The following is a 21,528-nucleotide window of genomic DNA, read 5'->3' as shown; positions in this document are numbered from 1 at the left end:
GTGGGCTAGATGTTCAGGGTATCGAGAAGTTGAAACTATTTAGCGGTACCTCTTTGTTTTAGAATCTAACCCATTTAACAAAAATAATATGTGTTAATCTAACCGAAAATCAAGCAAGGGATACCTAGCAACATGAGAATTTTCAGTAACTTTGAGAGCGGTAATATACAGGTTGTTTCAGCGGACTCACCCCAAGATATTCAATTGACTATTCCTGCGGATAATCAAACCAATATCTCGCAATGGTTTCATTTTCGAATGGAGAGTGAAGCGCAGCAAGCACACCATTTTACCATTGAAGAGTTAGCAACGTCGGCTTACCCTGAAGGCTGGAAGGACTACGATGTTGTGGCGTCTTACGACCGAGAAGAGTGGTTTCGTATTCCCGCACAGTTTGATGGTGATAAGCTGGTGTTCGATATTATCCCTGAACACGATTCGATGTACTTTGCGTATTTTGCCCCTTATTCATACGATCGCCATCAAGACCTATTACACAGCGCGCAAACCCATCCGGCATGCAAATTAGAAACACTCGGTCATACCCTTGATAACAATGATATCAGCCTGTTGACGATTGGTGAGCCAAGCGATAACAAGAAAAATATCTGGGTTATTGGACGTCAGCACCCCGGTGAAACAATGGCGGAATGGTTTATTGAAGGCCTACTGCAACGCCTACTTGATGAAACCGACACCGTAGGGCGCTCACTGCTCGATAGCGTAGTGATTCGAGTAGTACCGAACATGAATCCAGATGGCAGTATTCGTGGTCATCTGCGTCACAATGCGATAGGGGTTAACCTGAATCGTGAATGGCAAACGCCCTCGATGGAGCGCAGCCCTGAGGTGTTTTTGGTCAGAGAGCGCATGCTGCAAACAGGGGTGGATATGTTTCTAGATATCCACGGTGATGAGGCTATTCCATATAACTTTGTTGCGGGCAGCGAAGGTATACCTTCGTATAATAAGCGAATTGCTGATTTGGAAGCTCACTTTAAGCAAGCGTTACTAACCATTACCCCAGAGTTTCAAGATGCCATTGGTTACGATAAAGACCAAGCGGGTCAAGCAAACCTTACCGTAGGGTCAAACTGGGTGGCTGAGCAGTTCAAGTGTTTATCCTATACGCTGGAGATGCCGTTTAAAGACCATATTAGCCACGCCGATGAGCTTTATGGTTGGTCTCCCGATCGCAGCGCCGCCTTCGGTCACGATACCTTAGCCGCTGTGTGGGCTACAGTTGATAAACTCTAAGTTATTTAGCTGAAAATCATTAATGATTATGGGGATCTATAGTAAGATCCCTTTTTTACGCGTTTATTTTGTACGGTTCAAATATTGGATGTTATTGCAGGATGAATGTGATGATTGTATTGCATGGTTTTTAAAGTAGTGATTATGAAAAAGTTATTTATATTATTGGCTTGTGTTGCGTCTTTTAGCGCGATGTCTAAACAAGAGACCAAATTACACGTCAGTAATTATGGATTTACCCAAGGCAGTGTCGATGTTCTTGATCTCAAGCTAAAGTTGATTGATCTTCTGTATCTGCGCGGTTGGGAGCAAACGGAACAGACCAAAAATTCACTGTCGGTTCAATTAAGTAAGTGCCAAGTAAAACTTGAAATAAACAACGATAATGTCGCCGTGAGTTACCCACAAATCATTACCAGTCGTTACAGTTCAAATACACGTAAACCAAAGCAGCCGTGTGGCAGAAATTGGATGCACAATATAGAAAAAGATGTGGATGTGGCATTGCGTACAGCGGTTAGCAAACAACAAGCGATTCTTCTTTCTAAGCAATAAATATCCGTTAACAGCAATATCTATAGAATGGTTACTGGCGGTATAATATCGATAAATATTGGTAAATATTGGTAAATATTGGTAAATGTGGCCAGACCCCTTAGAATGCCGATTCAATTTAATAGCTAATTAGAGCGATTTATTATGCTGCGTGATTACACCTTTGATTGCCTTGTTACTATGCCTCGCCATGAACTGGAAGAGTTTGCGGCGCGCATGATCAGTAAAATGGTGCCACAAGACGCGATGAGCGAACTGTTTACCTTTGATCATGAAGAGGTAGATAGCGAAGAGAGAATGATGTCGGCTCGCCTTGATGCGACCCTGCGTATGACCGCAATCGCACTTAGCGAAATTCAACAAGCCTTTGATGATTCTGAACATGCCACACAAAATAGTCAAAGAATGACACGCTTGGTGTTGTGGCATTTTTACGCTATCTCTTTCAATCTAGAGCAGGCGATAACCCTAGAAACCCATTGTGAGCAGGTTGAGAAGATCGTGCTAAATTCGCCTAAGGATGCCTTTGGTTGGGTGAAAACCTTAACTGAGTTACTGCACACCTATGCTGCCATTAATGCGGAGCAAAACCCTCAATCTTAGGCTCTTTGCTTAAGAAATGGCGTCTGCTTTATTAGCAAATATCTAAAAATTAAGCCCTATTAGGTTGTCTAATAGGGCTTTTAACTATTTATAAATAGTTACTCTATAAATAGTTACTTTCCTGAAAAGTAGACCACTACCGCATCGTCATCTAGGGTGCGTGAGAAGGCATAGCCTTTTGCTTGCGGTATATCGGTATGTACACCGCCACCAATCGCTGGATGGCGTTGACGGAATTGCCCTAGTACCTGCCAGTGATTCAATAACGCCTTGCGCTCGGCGTCCAGTTTCCACAGCATATCTGAGCGCGTACCTTGGTGGAAATCATCCGCATATGGGCCAATATCTCGCGCTACTTCATCACCATAATAGATCTGTATTGCTCCCGGAGAGAGTAACAGCGCATTAGCAGCATCGCGTTGCATCTCAAATGACTTAAAGCGAGAGAAAAATAGCTCTGTATCGTGAGAGGACATATAACTTACCGGAGTGTATCCTGCGTTATTTTGGATCTCAGTACTGTAATTGGTGTAGGTTTTTTCCATTTGCGAGAAGCAAGCGGCTCCGCGGTCTAGCTGCTTTTGCATATCAAAATTGATGAGCGCATCAAAGCCTTCATCTGCATACGGAGAACGATACGCCGAGTGACCCCAAACTTCGCCCATCATCCAAAATGGCTGCTGCGGGCGGTTGTTTTGTGTTTGCCATTCACTCAGGCGCTTAGATGCAGTCTGTTTTAGGTCTAGCCACACTTCACCCTCAACGTGCTTAACTGTATCGACGCGAAAGGCATCGATTCCAAAGCGTTTTACCCAATCGGCTTGCCACTCAACCAGATAATCTGCAACTCGATAATCCGACTTTGCCACTACGTGAGTACCTGGGTTATCTAATAACCATTGCGGCGGGCTGACAAATTTGGATGATTCCGTTTTAAAGTCGGGTAATCCGGCAAGGGTTAAGGTTTTATCGCTGCTACCTGGTTTATCGTACCCCGGAAGGCCACTGCGAACCCAATCTGAGCCCCACCATTGTGCCCAGCCGTTACTGCTGTAATCGATGAGGTCATGCGAGCTGTGCCAGTTCTTTCCAGATTTTGGTTGCCACTTGGTCAGGTCTTGACCGTCAGCTTGCGCGGCGAGTACCGGAATATTGTCAAATTGGATATCGGCTAAGGTAGCATAACCTGGGTGGTTGACGACTGCATCGAGCATCACCTTGATACCGCGCTTATGCGCCTCAGAAACCAGTGTTTTCAGGTCCTCGTCATTACCGAAATTTTGGTCAATCTTGGTAAAGTCTCGTGCCCAGTAGCCGTGGTAGGCATAGAAAGGAAATGAGCCTTTATCTCCACCGCCAACAAAACCATGAACTTGTTCAACGATAGGAGACAACCAGATAGCATCTGTTCCGAGTGAATGGATGTAATCTAGCTTATCGATAATGCCTTTCAGGTCACCGCCATGAAAGGTGCCAATCTCTTGTTTGCCGTCTTTTTGACGCCCATAGCTATTATCGTTACTCATATCTCCATTTTTGAATCTATCTACCATCACGAAATAGATATTGGCATTGCGCCAATCTAGGGCTTTGTCGATATCGTGGGTTGAATTGGCACGTTCCAGCAATAAGATACCGCCATTGTCGCGACTCGGGTTGATAGTAATGGCACCATTGTTAACCACCGCAGTTTGGCCACTAAAGGATTCAATAAGCTTAGTGCCGTCTTTGAAGGTACTTGCAACGTCAATTGTAACTGGCATATCGGTAAAGGTTTCACATGCCACCTTTGGAATAGGACGAACAAACTCTTGTTTGGCGCTTTTTTTAGGCTCACGCTTTACGGATATGGTGTGCGCCACTTGGTCATAGGTAATTGCATAGTCACCGCTAAAACGAATATTAAAAGGAAGTTCGGTGTCTTGGTTGCAATTAAGTGCCAATGGGCGATTGAAGCGGATTTTCTGTGAATCAGGCGCGCTACAGTCGCCCTCAATACCAGTAACTTTGAATAGGTATTGATCTTTGCTGAGGCTGACAACCAAGGGTTGGGTGGCCGATATTGGAAAGTCACGGCTGGTGGTAGTGGTTGAAATCGATAAATTTGGGCTTGCGAATACCGAGGTACTTGAGGCTATTGCCGCCGCCAATAAGGTGATTTTTGAATAGTGCATAAGTTTCTTCTACGTTATATTTTTGGTCTCGATAGATCATGTATAACAGATTGAATTTGCTCAAATATCAGCGAGTGATTTTGGAATGATGATCATTAACTGTAGAGGTGGAAATTGATTTTTTTGACTCTAAATCATCTTACGCGACGGCCACATTTACACCTAAATGGCGAGAATGTTTTATAAAGTGAGGCCATGTCTCATTTTGAGGGATGTTTAATTTTGTGAATCCGGCGCTACTAATCTAGGTTGTAACCTTGTACTTTTGCCAAACCTGTTTTTACGAGAGCCATGCATGTTACGACGTCTAATTATTGTCTTTAGTGTGTGTTGTTTTAGCGCCCCTAGCATGGCTTCGTTGAATCCCGATTGGCTTTACTCATATACCTCGGTCGGGTTTAAGCCGTGGTCAGAGAGTGATTTTTTTGCAAGTGCAGATTGGTATGAATGCAGTGAAGACGCTGCAAAGCCAATGTATTGCAGTGATGAGGTGACTGTTTATCAAAGCAAGGTGTTTGGTGAGTGGTTGGTATGGGGTAAAAGCCTGACCATTTATACCTCGTTTAGTTTAAGTGCATTTAATCAGATGCAACTGGGATTAAGGCGTGACGGCTTTGTATTAGATAACATTGAACTGGCTGGTAAGCAGATCAATGTGCAGCAACAGCTATTGTATCACTCACCTGAAGAGGTTGATAAACAAGTCATAGCCTTGATTGCTAAGCACAGCGCACTCACCCCAAGAATATTGATTTGGGTAAATCAGAGTGCAAACACACAAGCCAGTTGGCACAGTGATAAAAATATAATTCAAATAAAATTTTCAAATAATAAGTAGGGTAAACATGGTTAAGCAAGTCACAATGGCGCCAAATGGACCTCAGTTTTCAGAACTGGTACAAGGGTATTGGCGCTTAGTCGATTGGGGAATGACACCTCAGCAGCGACTTACGTTCTTAAAGCAACACATTGAATTGGGCATTACTACAGTTGACCATGCAGATATCTATGGCAACTATGAATGTGACCGTTTGTTTGGTGAAGCGATTGCACTAGAGAAGAGCATCACAGATCAGATTCAGATCGTGACTAAGTGCAACATTATGCTGTGTGGAGATAAAACCCCCGAGCGTAAGGTCAATCATTACAATTCAAGTAAGCAACATATTATAGCATCGGCGGAGAACTCGTTACGTAATCTTCAAGTAGATAACATTGATGTGTTGTTACTGCATCGCGCAGACGTTTTGATGAATGCTGATGAGGTAGCTGAAGCATTTATGCAGCTTAAGGCTCAAGGAAAGGTAAATCACTTTGGCGTATCAAACTTTACACCACGTGGTTTTGAATTACTGCAATCGCGCCTTGATTCACCCCTTGTAACCAATCAAGTAGAGATCAACCCCCTTAACTTTGACGCTGCCCATGATGGCACGTTAGACCTCATGCAAACCGTACGTACCCGTCCGATGGCGTGGTCATGTTTAGGTGGCGGAGCGATTTTCTCAGCCAATGACCAACAATCACAACGAGTACGTGATGAATTAGAGCTAATTAAACACGAGATTGGCGCCGCGAGTATTGACCAGGTTATCTACGCTTGGGTACGTAAACTACCTTCAAACCCACTACCGATTATTGGCTCAGGTAAAATCGAACGCGTGCAGGCTGCTATTTCGGCCTTAGAGCTCGAACTGACTAATGAGCAATGGTATCGCGTTTGGTGTGCATCAAAAGGTCATGGTGTGCCATAGACCCTGAACAAAGGCAGTAGTTATTTGGTTAATAGCTATTTGGTTAATAGTTATTGCGTGTTGTGAGCATCATTCCACTCTTTGTATATACTTTGAATACAAGGTTTTAGGGAGTGGCTATGGTGCTTTCATCGCGTTTAATATTAATAGTGGTTGCGTGTATCACGCTCAGTGCCTGTACTGCAAAATTGGTGTATCGCAATCTAGACTGGATTGTTGTCGATTATGTAGAAGAGTATGTCAGCTTAAATAGCGAACAAGAGGCGTTATTAGACGAGCAGTTGAAAGGCTTTGCCAGTTGGCATAAGCGCAGTGAGTTACCCAAATATCAACAACAGCTTCAAACCCTGTTTGATGCTGATCTATCAAGCATAGATTCTTCCTTTATTTCCCAGCAGCAACAACTCTTTCGAATCCATATTAAGGCGCTTGCCAAGCACCTGACTCCTGACCTTTATTTATTGTCTCGCAGCCTTACCGATGAGCAGCGTTCTGAATTTATTGAGAATCTTGAGGCGCAACATCAACAATACATGGAAAAATATTCGTCGATGAACGAGTCAGATATTCGTGATCTATATAAACAACGAATTGATAAAAACCTGCGCCGATGGCTGGGGGATATCTCCACTGAACAACATCAAATCGCGCAGCGTTGGGCTGATAATATTGAAATAACCCACCACGATTGGGCAAGTTACCGGCTGGCGACGCGAGATAGGATTAAGACCTTGTTTGCGCGCAAGGATGACCCGTTTTTCTATCAACAGCAATTTACAAAATTACTTAATGATCCAGAAAAAGATTATTCAGATCAATTGCTTGGAAAATTGGAGCGCAATCGAGAAACCGCCAATCAGAATATTTTAGCGATATTATCGACGGTATCACAAACTCAGGAAGCACACTTTAAGCAAGAGATAGGTGATTGGTTAGAGTTGGTGCAAGACCTGCAAAAATAGCGAGTGTAAGCCTTCGGAAAAGCGTTGTTGCAACACAGGCGAAATTGATGATTTATTGCCTTGATTAGGGTTAATTTATTTGGATTTTTGTTTTTTTTGTTTGGCTTACTTTCCTTATCTATGAGTTATTACATTTAGTAACACTTTGCTAGTTAAGGTAACGGAATAACCTGCATAAACTGCCACTCTTATTGTGAATGAATTCGGGCGCATTGCGATTGATTGTATTGCGGTGCTCGAACATGAAAGCGGGTAGTTAAATGAACAAGATGTTACTGGCAGCTGGCTTAGCTAGCACGATGTTATTAGTTGGATGTGGCGAGCCTACTGCGCAAAAGAGTGGTGGTATGGTTCCTAAGGTAGTGTTTGAGCCAGTAACGATTATTGATTATCAGCCAAGTAAGGCTTATGTAGGAAGGGTGTCTGCGCTAGAAGACGCTGATATTACCGCACAAGTAACCGGTTATTTGAAGCAGCGCCACTTTAACGAGGGGCAATTGGTCGAAAAGGGGCAATTGCTATATACCATAGAGCCATCTTCATTTGAGGCTCAAGTAGCGAGTGCCAAGGCCGCTTTAGCCCAAGCTAAAGCTAACCTTAAACGAGCAGATAGTGAGTTTCAACGGGCCAAAACATTATTACCTAAAGGTAGTATCTCTAAATCTGAATACGATACTCGCCATGCAGAACAGCTTGGGGCTACAGCCCAAGTTGCCGCTTCACAAGCACAGCTACAACTAGCTGAGGTTAACCTGTCACACACTCAAATTAGCGCACCTTTTTCGGGGCGTATCTCGGATAGCAAGGTGAGTATCGGTGACCTATTGTCACCTTCTTCGGGGACATTGACGACCTTGGTTAGTCTAGATCCGGTTCATGCAACCTTCCAGCTTAGTGAGCGTGAGCGGCTAGAGATGGGGGCGGAGAATTTTCAAGGTGATGGTAAATCAAGTCGCAATGCAGTTCAGGTTAACCTATTGTTGGAAAACGATAAACGCCACTCTCATACTGGTCAGTTGGACTTTGTAGGCAATCGAATTGACTTGCAAACTGGCACGATTTCAGTGCGCGCATCAGTGCCTAATCCTCAGTATACTTTACTTCCTGGGCAACATATTAAGGTTGAAATCTCCGCTGTTGCAACTCAACCAGCAATTGTCGTGCCGCGCCGCGCAGTACAGACCGATATTGCGGGTGATTTTGTGATGCTGGTTACGGAAGGTAACGTGGCTGAGCGTCGTAATATTGACCTTGGGGTGCAAACCGAAGACGGGGTGATTATTAGCACAGGTCTTGGGGAAAACGATAAGGTGATCGTGAGTGGTTTGCAACGGGTTCGAAATGGAATAACCGTCCAGTCTCATACACCTGACGCGGCGGAGTAACCGATATGTTAAGTCGTTTCTTTATCCAGCGTCCTAAGTTTGCGCTGGTTATCTCTATTATTTTGTCCCTTGCAGGCGCAATTGCGTTGGCCGTTTTACCGGTATCTGAATATCCAACGATCAGCCCGCCATCGGTCAGTGTGACCGCTGTTTATACCGGTGCAAGCGCTGAAACCGTTGAACAAGCGATAGCCGACCCTATTGAAACCTCGGTCAACGGGGTAGAAGGCATGATCTACATGTCTTCTAAGAGTGCTAATGACGGGTCGTACAATCTTAATGTTACCTTTGAAGTTGGCACCGATCCGGATATGGCTCAGGTCAATGTTCAGAACCGAGTTACTCAGATTGAGTCAAAGCTACCACCGGAAGTGCGGGCTGTTGGGGTTACAGTAAAGAAGCGCTCGCCTGACCTATTAATGGTATTGAACTTCTATGCGCCAGACGGTCGCTATGATGACCAGTTCTTGATTAACTACATCAACCTCAACGTTAAAGACCAACTAGCAAGAGCCAAAGGCATCAGTGAAGTTAGTGTCATCGGGGGTGGTGAGTTTGCGATGCGGGTATGGCTTGATCCCGAAAAGCTTGCCAATCTTGGTTTAACTACCTCCGATGTATACGCTGCACTGGCGGAACAAAATATTCAGGTTGCTGCGGGCAAAGTAGGCGCTCCGCCGTATGATGAAGCGACGGACGTGACCTTTAACTTAGTAACCAAGGGGCGCTTATCAAGCGTTGAAGAGTTTGAAAATGTCATGTTACGTGCAGACAACGACGGCTCTGCGGTGTATCTGCGCGACGTTGCTCGAGTTGAGCTAGGTAAAAAGTTTTATGACGGCAATGGTAAGTTCCGTGGTCAAGATGCCTCAATTGTCACCCTGTCTTTGCAATCGGGTGCCAATGCACTAGAGAGCGGACAAGCGGTGATGGACATACTTGACCGCCTCAGTGTGAACTTCCCTGATGGCATGAAATATGAGACCAGCTACGATACGACTATTTTCGTTGAGGAATCTATAAAAGGGGTAGTTAAGACCCTTATTGAAGCGATTCTATTAGTTATAGCAGTGACCTATCTGTTTTTGGGTAGTACTCGCGCAACCTTGATCCCTGTGGTGGCGATTCCGGTATCCTTGATTGGTACTTTTGCCATCATGCAGACGACCGGCTTTACCATTAACACCGTTACCTTGTTTGGACTGATCCTTGCTATCGGAATCGTGGTTGATGATGCGATATTGGTGATTGAGAACGTCGATACCATAATGCGCAACAATCCACAGCTTACTCCGCGTCAGGCAACGTTGCAGGCTATGAAGGAGGTCACAGGGCCTATCATCACCTCGACCTTGGTTTTGCTGGCGGTGTTTATTCCAGTGGCGATGTTACCCGGGATTACCGGAATCATGTATCGACAGTTTGCACTGACTATCTGTATGTCTGTAGTGATCTCGTCGATAAATGCTCTGACCTTATCTCCAGCACTGTGTTCTTTAGTTTTAAAGCAAGGCGGAGGCAATACCGCCAGTTGGTTTAAAGCCTTTAATCGCGGCTTAGACCGTGTCACTTCAGGCTATGGTAAAGCGGCGGGTTTATTGGTTAAAAAATCAATTATTTTGCTGGGCTTTTTCGCCGTCGCGCTGGCCGCAGTGACCTATTTTGGTAACACAACCTCGACCGCGTTTGTTCCTCAAGAGGATAAAGGCATCTTATTGGTTAATGTGCAGTTGCCCGATTCTGCATCGCTACAACGCACCGAAGATGTCGCCGAGCGCTTGGTGGGTATTATTGAAAACGAACCAGGCGTGGATGGGGTTACCCTAGCCAGTGGCTATTCATTTATGACGGGTGCCGCCGCGTCAAATGGTGCATCGTTGTTTATTAAGCTCAAATCTTGGGATGATAGGGCCGCATTGGAGGGGGAGCATTCTTCGTTTGCCATTTCGCAGCGCATTAACGCATTTGCCGCGGCGCAATTGCCTGATGCGGTGGTATTTGCCCTTGGTCCGCCAGCGGTACCAGGAATGGGAGCGGCTTCTGGTTTTGAGTTTGTCCTTGAAGATACTTTGGGGCGCAGTCGTACAGACCTGGCGCAGTTGATGAATGACTTCATTGTTGAAGCCAATAAACAACCCGAAATTTCACATACGTTCAGTACATTTCGAGCCAATGTTCCCCATTATTATGTGGATATTGACCGAGAAAAAGCCAAACAATTAGGGATTTCTCTGACCGAGATATTTACTACGTTACAAGGCAATCTTGGTTCGATATACGTCAACGACTTCACTATGCTTGGCAAAAATTTCCGCGTTACTATGCAAGCTGATAGTGAGTATCGCTCGTCTATCGACGATTTGACGCGCTTTTTTGTGCGTAGTCAAAGTGGCGCTATGGTGCCTTTGAGTACGTTAGTGAGCTACGAGCAGGTATTTGAGCCTGACGTAGCATGGCGCTATAACATGTATCGTTCTGCGGTCATTCAGGGGCAACCTGCGCCGGGTTACTCAAGTGGGGATGCTATCGCTGCAATGGAGCGAGTGGCGGCTGAAATGCTACCTCAAGGCTATCAATATGAATGGACTGGAATGGCCTATCAGGAAAAGCTGGCGGGTAATCAGGCTATCTTTGCTTTCGCTTTGGCTCTGGTATTTATCTATCTGTTTATGGTCGCTCAGTATGAGAGTTGGACGGTGCCCATTGCCATAATATTGGTGGTGCCAGTTGCAACCCTTGGTTCATTCTTAGCCTTGAACTTGGCCGGAATACCGCTCAACTTATATGCTCAAATAGGCTTAGTTCTGCTGATAGCCTTGGCCGCAAAAAATGCAATTTTGATTGTTGAATTTGCTAAAAATGAACGGGAACAAAATGAACTGCCAATTGATGAGGCTTCAGTGAAAGGCGGTAAACTGCGTTTTCGCGCGGTAAACATGACGTCATGGTCGTTTATCTTGGGTATTTTACCGCTGGTTTTTGCTAGTGGTGCGGGGCATATTAGTCAGAACTCGTTGGGCATATCTTTGATCGGTGGTTTGCTGTGCGTATTGCTCGCGGGGACACTGTTCATTCCTGGTTTCTACTCGATCATCCAGAAATTACGTGAAAAGGTATATGGCGGTAGCACTAAGCTCAAAGAGCTAGAAGATTAACCGTATACCAGGTTAAAGGGCTCTTCAGTGATGTTGAGCCCTTTTATTGAATGTGTAAATTGACCGGATTTAGGAATGCTCACACAATAGATTGAATAGTGACTTGCATATTGTTAGGGCTTGTTGAACTGTTGAGTAAAGTTCAATCACCAAAGGTCAATCGGCTCAAGATAAGGACATCGTTAATGACCCACACCATTCCTGCGCAGATCCCGTTTTGTTCGGGGCGAAGCCTTCCTACTCTGTCAGTGCCTGAAGGTGCATGTGATAGCCACCATCATATCTTTGATCCGGTAAGCTTTGAGTATCGTAAGCGCGACACCACTAATATTCCTCCAGCGCCAGTCTCGGCATATAAATTACTGAAAAAGCGACTTGGTTTTGAGCGCAGTGTCATTGTAACCCCGTCGGCATATGGTTTTGATAATTGTTGTACTTTAGACGCCTTGGCGCACCTGGGTGATAAGGCCCGCGCAGTGATTGCCATTGAGCGCCTTCCACCTAGAGAGGAGTTGTTAGGTCTACATCGTTTGGGGGTGCGTGGCATTCGATTTGCGATAAATACTGCAGATGATTTTGACGCGGTTTTTATTAAGAAATGCGCCAGAGAGCTATCGGTTTTAGGCTGGCATATCTGCTTTTGGATGAGTGCGGATCTTATTGTTGAAAACCAGTCGCTATTTGGCCAGCTTGAGTGCCAATTGGTGTTTGATCATCGAGGACAGCTTCCTGCGGATCAAGGGGTTAACCATCCCGCTTTTACGGTGTTAACTGAGCTTATGCAAGCAGGTCGGGCGTGGGTTAAGATCTCTTCGGCTTATCAAAACTCGATAGTTGGGGCGCCTAGCTACAGTGACAATATAGCCATCGGGCGCGCCTTTGTTGAAGCGTGCAGTGAAAGGGTATTGTGGGGATCAGATTGGCCGCACCCTAGTGAATATATAAATAAACGAGATATGCCCAATGATGTGGCAGTATTGGATTTATTAGCTGAACAAGCGCCAACACCACAACTGGTTAAGCAGGTATTGGTAGATAACCCGGCTAAACTCTATGATTTTTAAGTATTGAGTGTCAGAGAAAACACCCCAGCTACAACCTAGCTGGGGTAAGTGTTGATGGGGAATTAATCGACTTTTTGCGCTATGAATACGCCATAACTAACGAATTGCTTATATTTGTTATACAGTGCGATTTCTTGTTCATTTTCGTCGATCAGGCGTTGAATTGCCGGTAAGCGGTGTGGATAATCCGCTTTTATCGACTGATATCGAGCCTGTAATGGAGCGTAATATTGCTCTATCCAGCTGGCCTCATCTAACGGGAAATAACCGAGAAGTTTATAGCCATGTTGCTCTAGTAAGCGTATTTTTTCACCTGCGGTTGCAACCTCTGGGTACTCACGATTCCAGTGTTCATTAATTTCATCAGGGCGTTCATCGGTGAGCCAAGTGAGCTCAGAGACAATGAGTTTCCCGTATGGTTTTAGATACTTTTTCCAGTCTCGAATGCCAGTTTCAAAGCCAATGTTATACACCGCACCCTCTGACCAGATCACGTCAAAGCTATCATTCTCAAACGGCAACTCAGCCATATCTGCAACTAAAGGTGTGATCTTATGATTAACACCAGCATGATTTGCACGGCTTTTAAGCTGCTGTATAAACTCTGGCAGAAAATCTACTGAGGTGATGTCACAGTTTAGATTGCTAGCCAGATCTATGCTGGCGGCGCCTGTTCCGCAACCGATGTCAGCGATTTTAAGCGCAGTATTAGCACCTAGATTGGCCAGTTGCGCGGCAAGTAGGGTGTCTTGCTGACTCCCTGGGCCTTGGCGAGTTTGAGTAATGTGTAGTTGAATCAGTAAATCTAAATCTTTCATTGTTTTTTATCCTAGTCCCACGTACTCGTTACGTGGTTGATTAATTTGAATTTTTATAGTTCAGATAAATAATCAGCAATTAGGATAGGGGGCTGACTAATGTGATTAGCGCGTCTTTCGCCCTTTTTCCCAAGTGCTTTGCAATACAATCATCTTATCCTCCAGTGTTCGGGGTTATGAGCGGGCGATGCTAATGCTGGCGGATGTTTGGTTCAACAATCATGTGGTAAAAGTGAGATCACAACTGGGTTATTTACAGGTAGGAGTAACTGAGTTCTGTTCGCTGATTAAAAAGAAACCCAACCTTAATCAAGGTTGGGTTTCATTGAGGATGCACTCATTTAGGTACATTTAACGCTTTATTTTCTCTATTTCGCTGCTTTTTCTTGCTGAGCATCATGTACTGAGAACGCTCCCGCCTGTTCATTGATTAATAGAGTAGCGGCTAAATCTGGCGCTTGGTGTTGACGTGATACCATGGATTTTCTGCCCAGTTCAATGGCTCTTGCAATCGCTAATGTTTTGCCATCATCAAAGCGGGCTGCCATAACATGAGCAGATACAGGTGCTCCTATAGCTGATTCGACGCCTTCGAAATACTCTATCCATGGGCAGGCAATCGAGCGGTCTTGAGTTTCGTAACCAAATGGAACTGAAACCGATGGTACTCCAGCTGGAGCGTAGATGTAAGATAGGGTGTTTTCGGTTACTAGCACATCAAAATTGTGGTCATTAAAATAATCACTTACTGCATCTTGCCACGCTTTTCGTTTTTGCTCTGCTTGTTCTAGGCACTTAGTGGCTAAAACTGGCGATTCAGCAGCGCTTTGGATAAGGTCTTGTCCCCATACAGCGCGGCTAAGTGGTGCTTTGCTGTTAAATTCAACCAACTCTGCAACGCTTGCGACAGGTAGTTTTTGCGCAGTGGCGAGTTGTGCAAATTGATGCTTAAATTCAGCATTAAGATCCAGCTCTGGCGCATCTTCAGTTGTTGGCAACGTGGTGACAATCTCGTATGCAATACCTGATTGTTCTAATGCTGTTTTAATGTCAGCTAGCCATGTTGTGTGGTGTAGGCTGCTTTCTTGTTGGTAGATGCCAACTTTAATGCCTTGATAATATTCTGGATTTAGGCAGTCCGTATAATCTAAAGTAGGTAGATCTTTGACCTCAGTATAGAGCGGGTCTCTACGGTCTGCGTCTACCAAAACATTACAGGTAATCGCGGCATCTATAACGGATTTCGCCATTGGGCCTGCGCAATCTTGCGACATTCCCAATGGAATAATATTGTCACGTGAAACCAGCCCAATGCTTGGTTTAAAGCCAACCACTGACGACATTTCAGCAGGTGCATTGATCGAGCCTTGGGTCTCGGTGCCAATGGTAATTGCGGCAAATTCAGCACCAGCAGCAACAGCAGAACCAGAGCTTGAGCCTAATACGCTGTAGAATCCATAAGGGTTACGAGTTTGTCCGCCAAGGTTGCTAAACCCATTTGGGTGATCTGATGTGAAGTAGTTTGCGTTCTCAGATAGGTTTGCTTTACCTAATATTACCGCTCCAGCCTCACGCAAGCGAGTCACAATATGTGCATCGTGGTCAGGTTGCCAATCAAGAAGTGCGGCCATTCCACCTGTGGTATGCATCTCATCATCGGTAGCAATGTTGTCTTTGAGTAACACTGGGATACCAAGTAGAGCGGGAATAGAGCTTTGTTGTTTACGCTGTTCATCGGCGGCATGAGCCAAGAATAGGGCGTTAGGATTAAGCGCCATCACTGAGTTCAGTTTATCAATATCGTAGTGTCCGATACGCCACAGGTAGAATTTAGTTAGGGTAACGGATGTGAGTTGACCATCATTCATCGCAGCTTGTAACTCAGGTATTGTGGCGCCGAGAATAAGCCCTTTGAAAGGTTCAGGGTCGAAATCCATTAAGGCGTCATTGAATTGTCCGAAATTACGGTCAATCTTTCCGTAGTAAGCGGTAGGTTCTAATACCACTTTGCCAAATCCGTCCCATCCGTCTTGGCGGTCGGTTTGGACTTGGTTGTCGATGCCTGTCCAACCTTCGATGTCGCTGATAAATTTGTAGGTAGTGCGTTGTTGTTTATTTGAGGGTATTTCAGATGACATCGAGGCTCCTTGATATGCAATATCGGCGATTTTTACTGTCAATAGTATCAAGATGCAGCGAGGATTAATGCAGCGAAAACATATACTCCTTTTTCGAGGGTTATATATGAATCAAAAGCACACACTTGCTATGCAGTGAGTCATATGCATCAAGATCTTAATAATACTTAATTAAATCATTGGCTTGAATAAGTGATGAGAGCAGGAGTATGCTGAATGAAATTAGGGATTGAATCGCCTTAGTCTAAGCTAAAGGCACATATTATTAAGGAAGCATTGTGATAGTTATTTATGGGATTAAACAGAACCTAAACCCAATTAAAGCGAAGATGTCAGATCTCATTCATCGCTCTATGAAAGAGGCATTAGGCTTGCCCGATGACAAGCGTGCTCATCGTTTTATTCCGTTAGATAAAGAAGATTTCTATTACCCTGATGGTCGCTCTGATGCCTATACAGTTATTGAAGTTAATATGATGCAGGGGCGTAATGAAAACACCAAAAAGCGTCTGATCAAGAGTTTATTTCTAAACCTAGAGCAGCAACTTGGCATTAGGCCTATCGATGTTGAGATTACCATAAAAGAGCAAGCCGCCCATTGCTGGGGGTTTCGAGGCATGACCGGAGATGAAGCTCAAGATCTGAAATACAAAGTTGAGGTCTAAAGCCAATATTATAAATTTATAAAAAGGCCACACATGATTAGTTTCAATGTGTGGCCTTTTTTATTGGGCTTAAATATCCCCTTTATTTCGAAGATTAAGCGAGTAATGCAGCGGCATTCTTGATTGCATCTTTGGTAGAGCACTCAACCTGCTCTAGGCTTGCAAAGCGCTCGGATTCCTTTACTTGAATATCGTGTGCCAAAATAACTTTCTTAGCATTTCTGATATCTTCAGCTGTGATGCGGTTCTGAATACCATCTTGACCTTGGGTTTCAACTTTAATATTGATGCCCGCGGCTTTTGCCGCTTTTTCAAGAGCAGCGGCGGCCATAAAGGTGTGGGCAACACCTGATGGGCAACAAGATACTGCGACAATTTCAGGGTGGGTAGAGTTTGTAGCAACCAGTGGCTTATCTTTAACCGTAGCAGGTTGTTGAACATCTTCATCTTCTTCAGTTACTAGCGGTTTCCATAGGCCAACAATCAATGCGGTGGTTAATGAGCCAGCAATAATACCTATGATATACGAGATTCGTCCTTCTACAACAGGCAGTACAATTAGTCCACCCCATGGTGCGTGACATAGTACGTTTGCCATAAAGCCAATTACGTTACCTACAACACCACCAGCAACAATTGCCGGAAGCACGCGTAGTGGATCGTTTGCCGCAAATGGGATAGCACCTTCGGAGATACCGATTGAACCCATGATTACAGCTGCTTTTCCTGCTTCTTTTTCAGCGGTGTTGAATTTTTTAGGAAATAAGAATGTAGCAAGCGCCATACCAAGTGGTGGAGTACAGATGGCAATTGCAACGCCACCCATCAACCAAGGTTGGGTGTTTACTTGAGTTTGTGCAAACAGGGTTGCTACTTTGTTTACTGGACCACCCATATCAAATGCAGTCATACCACCTAAAAGAGCACCAAGTGCTATTTTACCAGTGCCGGCCATGCTTGCTAAGCCTGTATTCATAGCGCCCATTGCAAGTTTGATTGGCTCACCAATACCCCAAAGTACGATACCAGCAGTGATTAATGTGCCACCAAGAGGATATAGGAAAAAGCCACCTAGCGCTTTCATATTCGCCGGGATTGGGATTTTTTTGAGTTGTCTAACTACATAGCCTGCAATGAAACCAGTTACGATACAGCCTAAAAATCCACCACCGATATCAGACATGATACCAGAAGCTATCATAGCGGGTGCCAGCGCAGGTTTGTCTGCAAGTGAGTAAGCGATATAGCCACCGAGAATGATAGGGAATAAGACTAATCCCTTTATCCCGATAGTAGAAATATCAGCTAAAATACCGGTGTCTGGAACTGCGCCTCTGCCCGATAACATTACAGCGATAGATAATAATACCCCTCCAGCTACGATGAATGGAAGCATATGAGAGGTGCCAAATAATAAGTGTCCTTTGAGACGAGATAAGGTTTGTGTGCTCACGATATTAATCCTTTTTTATTATATTTAATGCATCTTGCTCAGAGTGTGCGTTGCACAAACTAGCAATGAATTCAGGCTCAAATTTGACAAATAGAGCTTTTAATATTTCGATGTGATAATCGCTGTCCGCAGGAGAGGCGATCATAAAAAAAACTTTCGGTTTAGGCTCATCATCATCTTGACCATATTCAATACCACTTGGAACAACACCCACAGAGATAGCAGGAGTGATTACTGTGTCACTTTTACAGTGCGGGTAGGCAATGCCTTCTGTTGCTGTGGTGCATTGTGACTCTCGATCGTTGATACCTTGTAAGAATACGTCTAGGTCTTTTATTTTATTTCCAATGAACAATGGTTTAGCTAGTTCTTCAAATAGATCTCTTTTATTTGTCGATTTTATATTTATATTGATGAGGTCTAAGTTAATTAACTTACTTAGCATGGAAGTGTCCTTACTGTTTTTAATAGGGGTGATATAAGGTTTGTATATAAACTATGGCAAAAACCAATATAAAACCGATGCATAAATCACAGAAATTAACGCATTCTTATTGCTAAAAATGGAATGTAATGTTTCCTGTAATTAAATGAGGACTGAGAGTTAAGTCACTAAAAATTTGAGGTTTTTTAAATAACGTAAATGAAAGTTAGTCTGTTTTATTTCACGTTTGTTGATTCTACATATAGAAAAGATATGCACTTGTATTATTTAAGTGCATGTTTTTGTATTGAGAAATGGAAATAGTGACTAAGTATAACTAATCAAATGGCTAATAATAAAATGAAGATCGGCCATTTGTATTATTTTATATTAAATCCCCTTACAAAAAAATAAAAGGAAGTTTACATGAAACATAATTTCAACTTGCTATCATTTTCTATATTAATTGCCGTTGGTGGGTTAACGGCATGTAATGATAATGGTGGCGGGCATGCTACCAGAACGGCTTCAACCCCCGATGCTATACAAGTCACCCCAACTCTCAATCAACCCTCAAAAGTCGACACGATTACCGCTCAAACTCAAGGTTCAGCCCTATTGCAGACTAAAGATCTGACTCAATATGTTGATCCATTTATAGGTACTGCAAAAACTGGGCATACGCATCCCGGAGCAATCGCACCGAATGGTATGGTGCAGATGACCCCTATCACTGATGATGAAGGACAAGACTGGTGGGCGGTGTGTTCCGGTTATCACAACAATTATACCGCTTTAGTGGGGTTTGGACATACCGCGCTTAGCGGCACAGGTATTGGCGGTTTAAATAACTTCCAAATGCTCCCTTTTACCAGTGAAAGCATGCCAGAGGGGACACATATAGCGACTTATCGGCCTCATATGGATAAATCTACCGAGGAGGCTTCTCCTGGTTATTATCACGTTAAGATCCAAGAGGGTGATATCGACGTTAAGCTCACCGCGACGGAACGGGTTGGCTATCATCAATATACCTTTCCAGATGGAGAAAATAAAAAAGTTAGCCTTGTGCTAAATAGCTTTAATAAAAGTAGCTCTTCCCACCAAATTGATGTTGTCGATAGTCGTACTGTTAGGGTGCAACAGACTATACGTTCGTTTGGAACACGCGATCAAACAACCTATTTCTATGTGAAATTCGACCATGATTTTAAAGATGCTCCTAAGTTTGAAAAAGGAGGAAGTAGTTGGAGACATCCTGATGATGGTGCTTTAGTCCTTGATTTTAATACCAATTCAGATTCGGTTAATCAGCATGTTATTAATGCTAAAGTTGGGATCTCTTATGCAAGTCCTGAAGGCGCAGAGCACAACTTTGATACTGATGGCACACGAACCTTTGATGAAGCGCTTGCGTATGTAAAAGATGAATGGAATCAGAAATTAAATGAAATCAAGGTTGCCGGTGGTACCAAAGATGAATTAGTCACTTTCTATACTGCGTTATACCATACCAACGTCGCCCCGCATATATTCCAAGATTCTGATGGCCAATACCGTACTATGCGTCGCGGTGATTTTTCAGAGGTCAAAGACGGTAGCTTGAACTCTCCGGTGTTTAGTGTGTATTCGCTATGGGATACTTTCCGTGCATTGCACCCGCTTAAAACAATTATCGAGCCTAAGCATGCGGTTGATCTAGCGAAAGATCTAATAAGAAAATATCAAGAAGGAGGGATCTTACCTAAGTGGGAATTACATGGTGACTATACCGGAACCATGGTTGGTTACCCTGCGGTCGCAGTTATTGCGGATGCCTTGACTAAGTTCCCAGAACAGTTTAGTGAAGAGGAAAAAGCGAGTGCATTAGAAGCGGCTCTGCGTTCATCAAATTATGTTAGCTTCGATGATGTTAGTAAGATTGACTCTGGTTGGAATCAAAGCACTTATGACAAGGTACATAATAAACAAGTCAAATATGTCGACGGCTCACAGCTAGTCGACGGTACGCCTGCTACGGAAGAGTGTGATCCATTAGCGTCGGCTAAGGATTCTATGTGCGGCTTTGTACCAGCTGTTGGTCGAGCGGATGGAAATACTGAATCAGTATCATTTGGCCTAGAAATGGCTAACTTTGACCATGCGATTGCAAATATCGCTAAGGTTGTACATGACGATGACGTGGTCAAAACCTACCAGCGACGCGCTCAATACTGGCATAAATATTGGAATGCCTCTAATCCAGATAATCCAGCTGAAAACTGGGAAGAAAAATACAATATGACTGGCTTTATGCGTCCAATATGGTCTGATGGAGAATGGTCTAAAAGTACCAGTGATGATACTTTCCACCCTTATAAAACCGTGCACCAGACCGGAGATTATACCGAAGGGACGGCATGGCAGTGGACATGGTTTGTGCCAGAAGATGTTGAAGGACTGAAACAGGTTATGGGAGGCAATGACGGTTTCTTAAGTAACCTTAAGGAAGTGTTCTCGAATGAATGCCAAAGTGAGAACCCGAATGAGTGTTCTAAAACAGGCGATATGACCGGTATGATTGGACAGGTAGTGTTTGGTAATGAGCCTTCGCACCATATCCCATTCTTATACAACTGGACCAGTGAACCATGGCATACACAAGAAGTTGTCGATCAAATTCAAAATACGCTTTATGGGACAGATCGTGGGGATATTAGTGGTAACGAAGATGTTGGCCAGATGTCCGCATGGTACGTTATGTCTGCAATGGGTCTTTATCAAGTTAGCGGCTCAGACCCTGTTCTAACTATAGCAAGGCCTATCTTTGATAAGGTGCAAATCCCAATGGGAGATGGTGAATTTACCATTACTGCTGATAACAATAGTGTAGATAATAAGTATATTCGCTCAGTCACAATCAATGGTAAACAACTCAATAAAAACTTTACCTTTGACTTCTCTGAGTTCAAAGCTGGAGGAACGTTGCATTTCGTAATGACCAATGACATCACTCAAGCAATGACCCCAGCTCAACTCAAAGGATAATATGGTTTTGGCTTAGCCTTGGCCTGTTGTAGGCTAAGCCAATTTTCTACCTATCTATTGACTTTTTAGCCCCTAGAGATGAAGTTTGTATTAG

General features: G+C 43.9%; 16 protein-coding genes. 11 read left to right on the top strand and 5 right to left on the bottom strand.

All coding sequences use genetic code 11. From position 1 onward, the window contains the following. Nucleotides 1–132: 132 nt before the first annotated feature. From OCU28_RS15490 to OCU28_RS15480, 3 genes are all read left to right on the top strand, one after another. Nucleotides 133–1,257, top strand: coding sequence for a M14 family metallopeptidase (locus OCU28_RS15490; RefSeq protein ID WP_261817788.1), 1,125 nt, complete (start codon nt 133–135; stop codon nt 1,255–1,257). A gap of 144 nt (nt 1,258–1,401) precedes the next feature. Then, nucleotides 1,402–1,812 (top strand): hypothetical protein, encoded by a 411-nt coding sequence (locus tag OCU28_RS15485; RefSeq protein WP_261817787.1) that lies wholly within the window; start codon nt 1,402–1,404, stop codon nt 1,810–1,812. 144 nt (nt 1,813–1,956) lie between these two features. Continuing rightward, nucleotides 1,957–2,415: an exoribonuclease R gene (locus OCU28_RS15480; RefSeq protein WP_261817786.1), complete on the top strand. Its 459-nt coding sequence runs from the start codon at nt 1,957–1,959 to the stop codon at nt 2,413–2,415. 113 nt (nt 2,416–2,528) lie between these two features. Here the strand turns inward: OCU28_RS15480 and OCU28_RS15475 are convergent, their stop codons facing one another. After that, complete coding sequence (locus OCU28_RS15475; RefSeq protein WP_261817785.1) at nt 2,529–4,589, bottom strand: alpha-amylase; 2,061 nt, start codon at nt 4,587–4,589, stop codon at nt 2,529–2,531. Nucleotides 4,590–4,884: 295 nt separating this feature from the next. Between OCU28_RS15475 and OCU28_RS15470 the strand changes: the two genes are divergently transcribed. From OCU28_RS15470 to OCU28_RS15445, 6 genes are all read left to right on the top strand, one after another. Further along, nucleotides 4,885–5,427 (top strand): hypothetical protein, encoded by a 543-nt coding sequence (locus OCU28_RS15470; protein ID WP_261817784.1) that lies wholly within the window; start codon nt 4,885–4,887, stop codon nt 5,425–5,427. Between the two features lie 7 nt (nt 5,428–5,434). Further along, nucleotides 5,435–6,343 carry an aldo/keto reductase gene (locus OCU28_RS15465; protein WP_261817783.1) on the top strand — a complete coding sequence of 303 codons (909 nt, stop codon included), beginning with the start codon at nt 5,435–5,437 and terminating at the stop codon, nt 6,341–6,343. 119 nt (nt 6,344–6,462) lie between these two features. Further along, nucleotides 6,463–7,305 (top strand): DUF6279 family lipoprotein, encoded by an 843-nt coding sequence (locus OCU28_RS15460; protein ID WP_261817782.1) that lies wholly within the window; start codon nt 6,463–6,465, stop codon nt 7,303–7,305. A 260-nt stretch (nt 7,306–7,565) separates the two neighbouring features. Further along, nucleotides 7,566–8,690, top strand: a complete 1,125-nt coding sequence (locus OCU28_RS15455; protein ID WP_261817781.1) for an efflux RND transporter periplasmic adaptor subunit — start codon at nt 7,566–7,568, stop codon at nt 8,688–8,690. Between the two features lie 5 nt (nt 8,691–8,695). Next, nucleotides 8,696–11,845 (top strand): efflux RND transporter permease subunit, encoded by a 3,150-nt coding sequence (locus OCU28_RS15450; protein WP_261817780.1) that lies wholly within the window; start codon nt 8,696–8,698, stop codon nt 11,843–11,845. A gap of 185 nt (nt 11,846–12,030) precedes the next feature. Next, nucleotides 12,031–12,909, top strand: coding sequence for an amidohydrolase family protein (locus OCU28_RS15445; protein WP_261817779.1), 879 nt, complete (start codon nt 12,031–12,033; stop codon nt 12,907–12,909). 62 nt (nt 12,910–12,971) lie between these two features. On the opposite strand, the gene OCU28_RS15440 is transcribed toward OCU28_RS15445, so the two are convergent. Both OCU28_RS15440 and OCU28_RS15435 read right to left on the bottom strand, forming a co-directional pair. Further along, complete coding sequence (locus tag OCU28_RS15440; RefSeq protein ID WP_261817778.1) at nt 12,972–13,727, bottom strand: class I SAM-dependent methyltransferase; 756 nt, start codon at nt 13,725–13,727, stop codon at nt 12,972–12,974. A 368-nt stretch (nt 13,728–14,095) separates the two neighbouring features. Further along, nucleotides 14,096–15,865, bottom strand: a complete 1,770-nt coding sequence (locus OCU28_RS15435; protein ID WP_261817777.1) for an amidase family protein — start codon at nt 15,863–15,865, stop codon at nt 14,096–14,098. Between the two features lie 278 nt (nt 15,866–16,143). Here OCU28_RS15435 and OCU28_RS15430 point away from each other — a divergent pair, with 278 nt between their 5' ends. After that, nucleotides 16,144–16,530 carry a tautomerase family protein gene (locus OCU28_RS15430; RefSeq protein ID WP_261817776.1) on the top strand — a complete coding sequence of 129 codons (387 nt, stop codon included), beginning with the start codon at nt 16,144–16,146 and terminating at the stop codon, nt 16,528–16,530. Nucleotides 16,531–16,624: 94 nt separating this feature from the next. On the opposite strand, the gene OCU28_RS15425 is transcribed toward OCU28_RS15430, so the two are convergent. Next, nucleotides 16,625–17,983 carry a fructose-specific PTS transporter subunit EIIC gene (locus tag OCU28_RS15425; protein WP_261817775.1) on the bottom strand — a complete coding sequence of 453 codons (1,359 nt, stop codon included), beginning with the start codon at nt 17,981–17,983 and terminating at the stop codon, nt 16,625–16,627. A gap of 4 nt (nt 17,984–17,987) precedes the next feature. After that, nucleotides 17,988–18,428 carry a PTS sugar transporter subunit IIA gene (locus OCU28_RS15420; protein WP_261817774.1) on the bottom strand — a complete coding sequence of 147 codons (441 nt, stop codon included), beginning with the start codon at nt 18,426–18,428 and terminating at the stop codon, nt 17,988–17,990. 405 nt (nt 18,429–18,833) lie between these two features. Between OCU28_RS15420 and OCU28_RS15415 the strand changes: the two genes are divergently transcribed. Then, entirely contained in the window at nt 18,834–21,434 is a 2,601-nt protein-coding gene (locus OCU28_RS15415) for a GH92 family glycosyl hydrolase (protein WP_261817773.1), read from the top strand. Nucleotides 21,435–21,528: the final 94 nt, after the last annotated feature.

Source organism: Vibrio gallicus (assembly GCF_024346875.1).
Lineage (GTDB): Bacteria > Pseudomonadota > Gammaproteobacteria > Enterobacterales > Vibrionaceae > Vibrio > Vibrio gallicus.
This window is presented reverse-complemented; position numbering and strand designations above follow the sequence as displayed.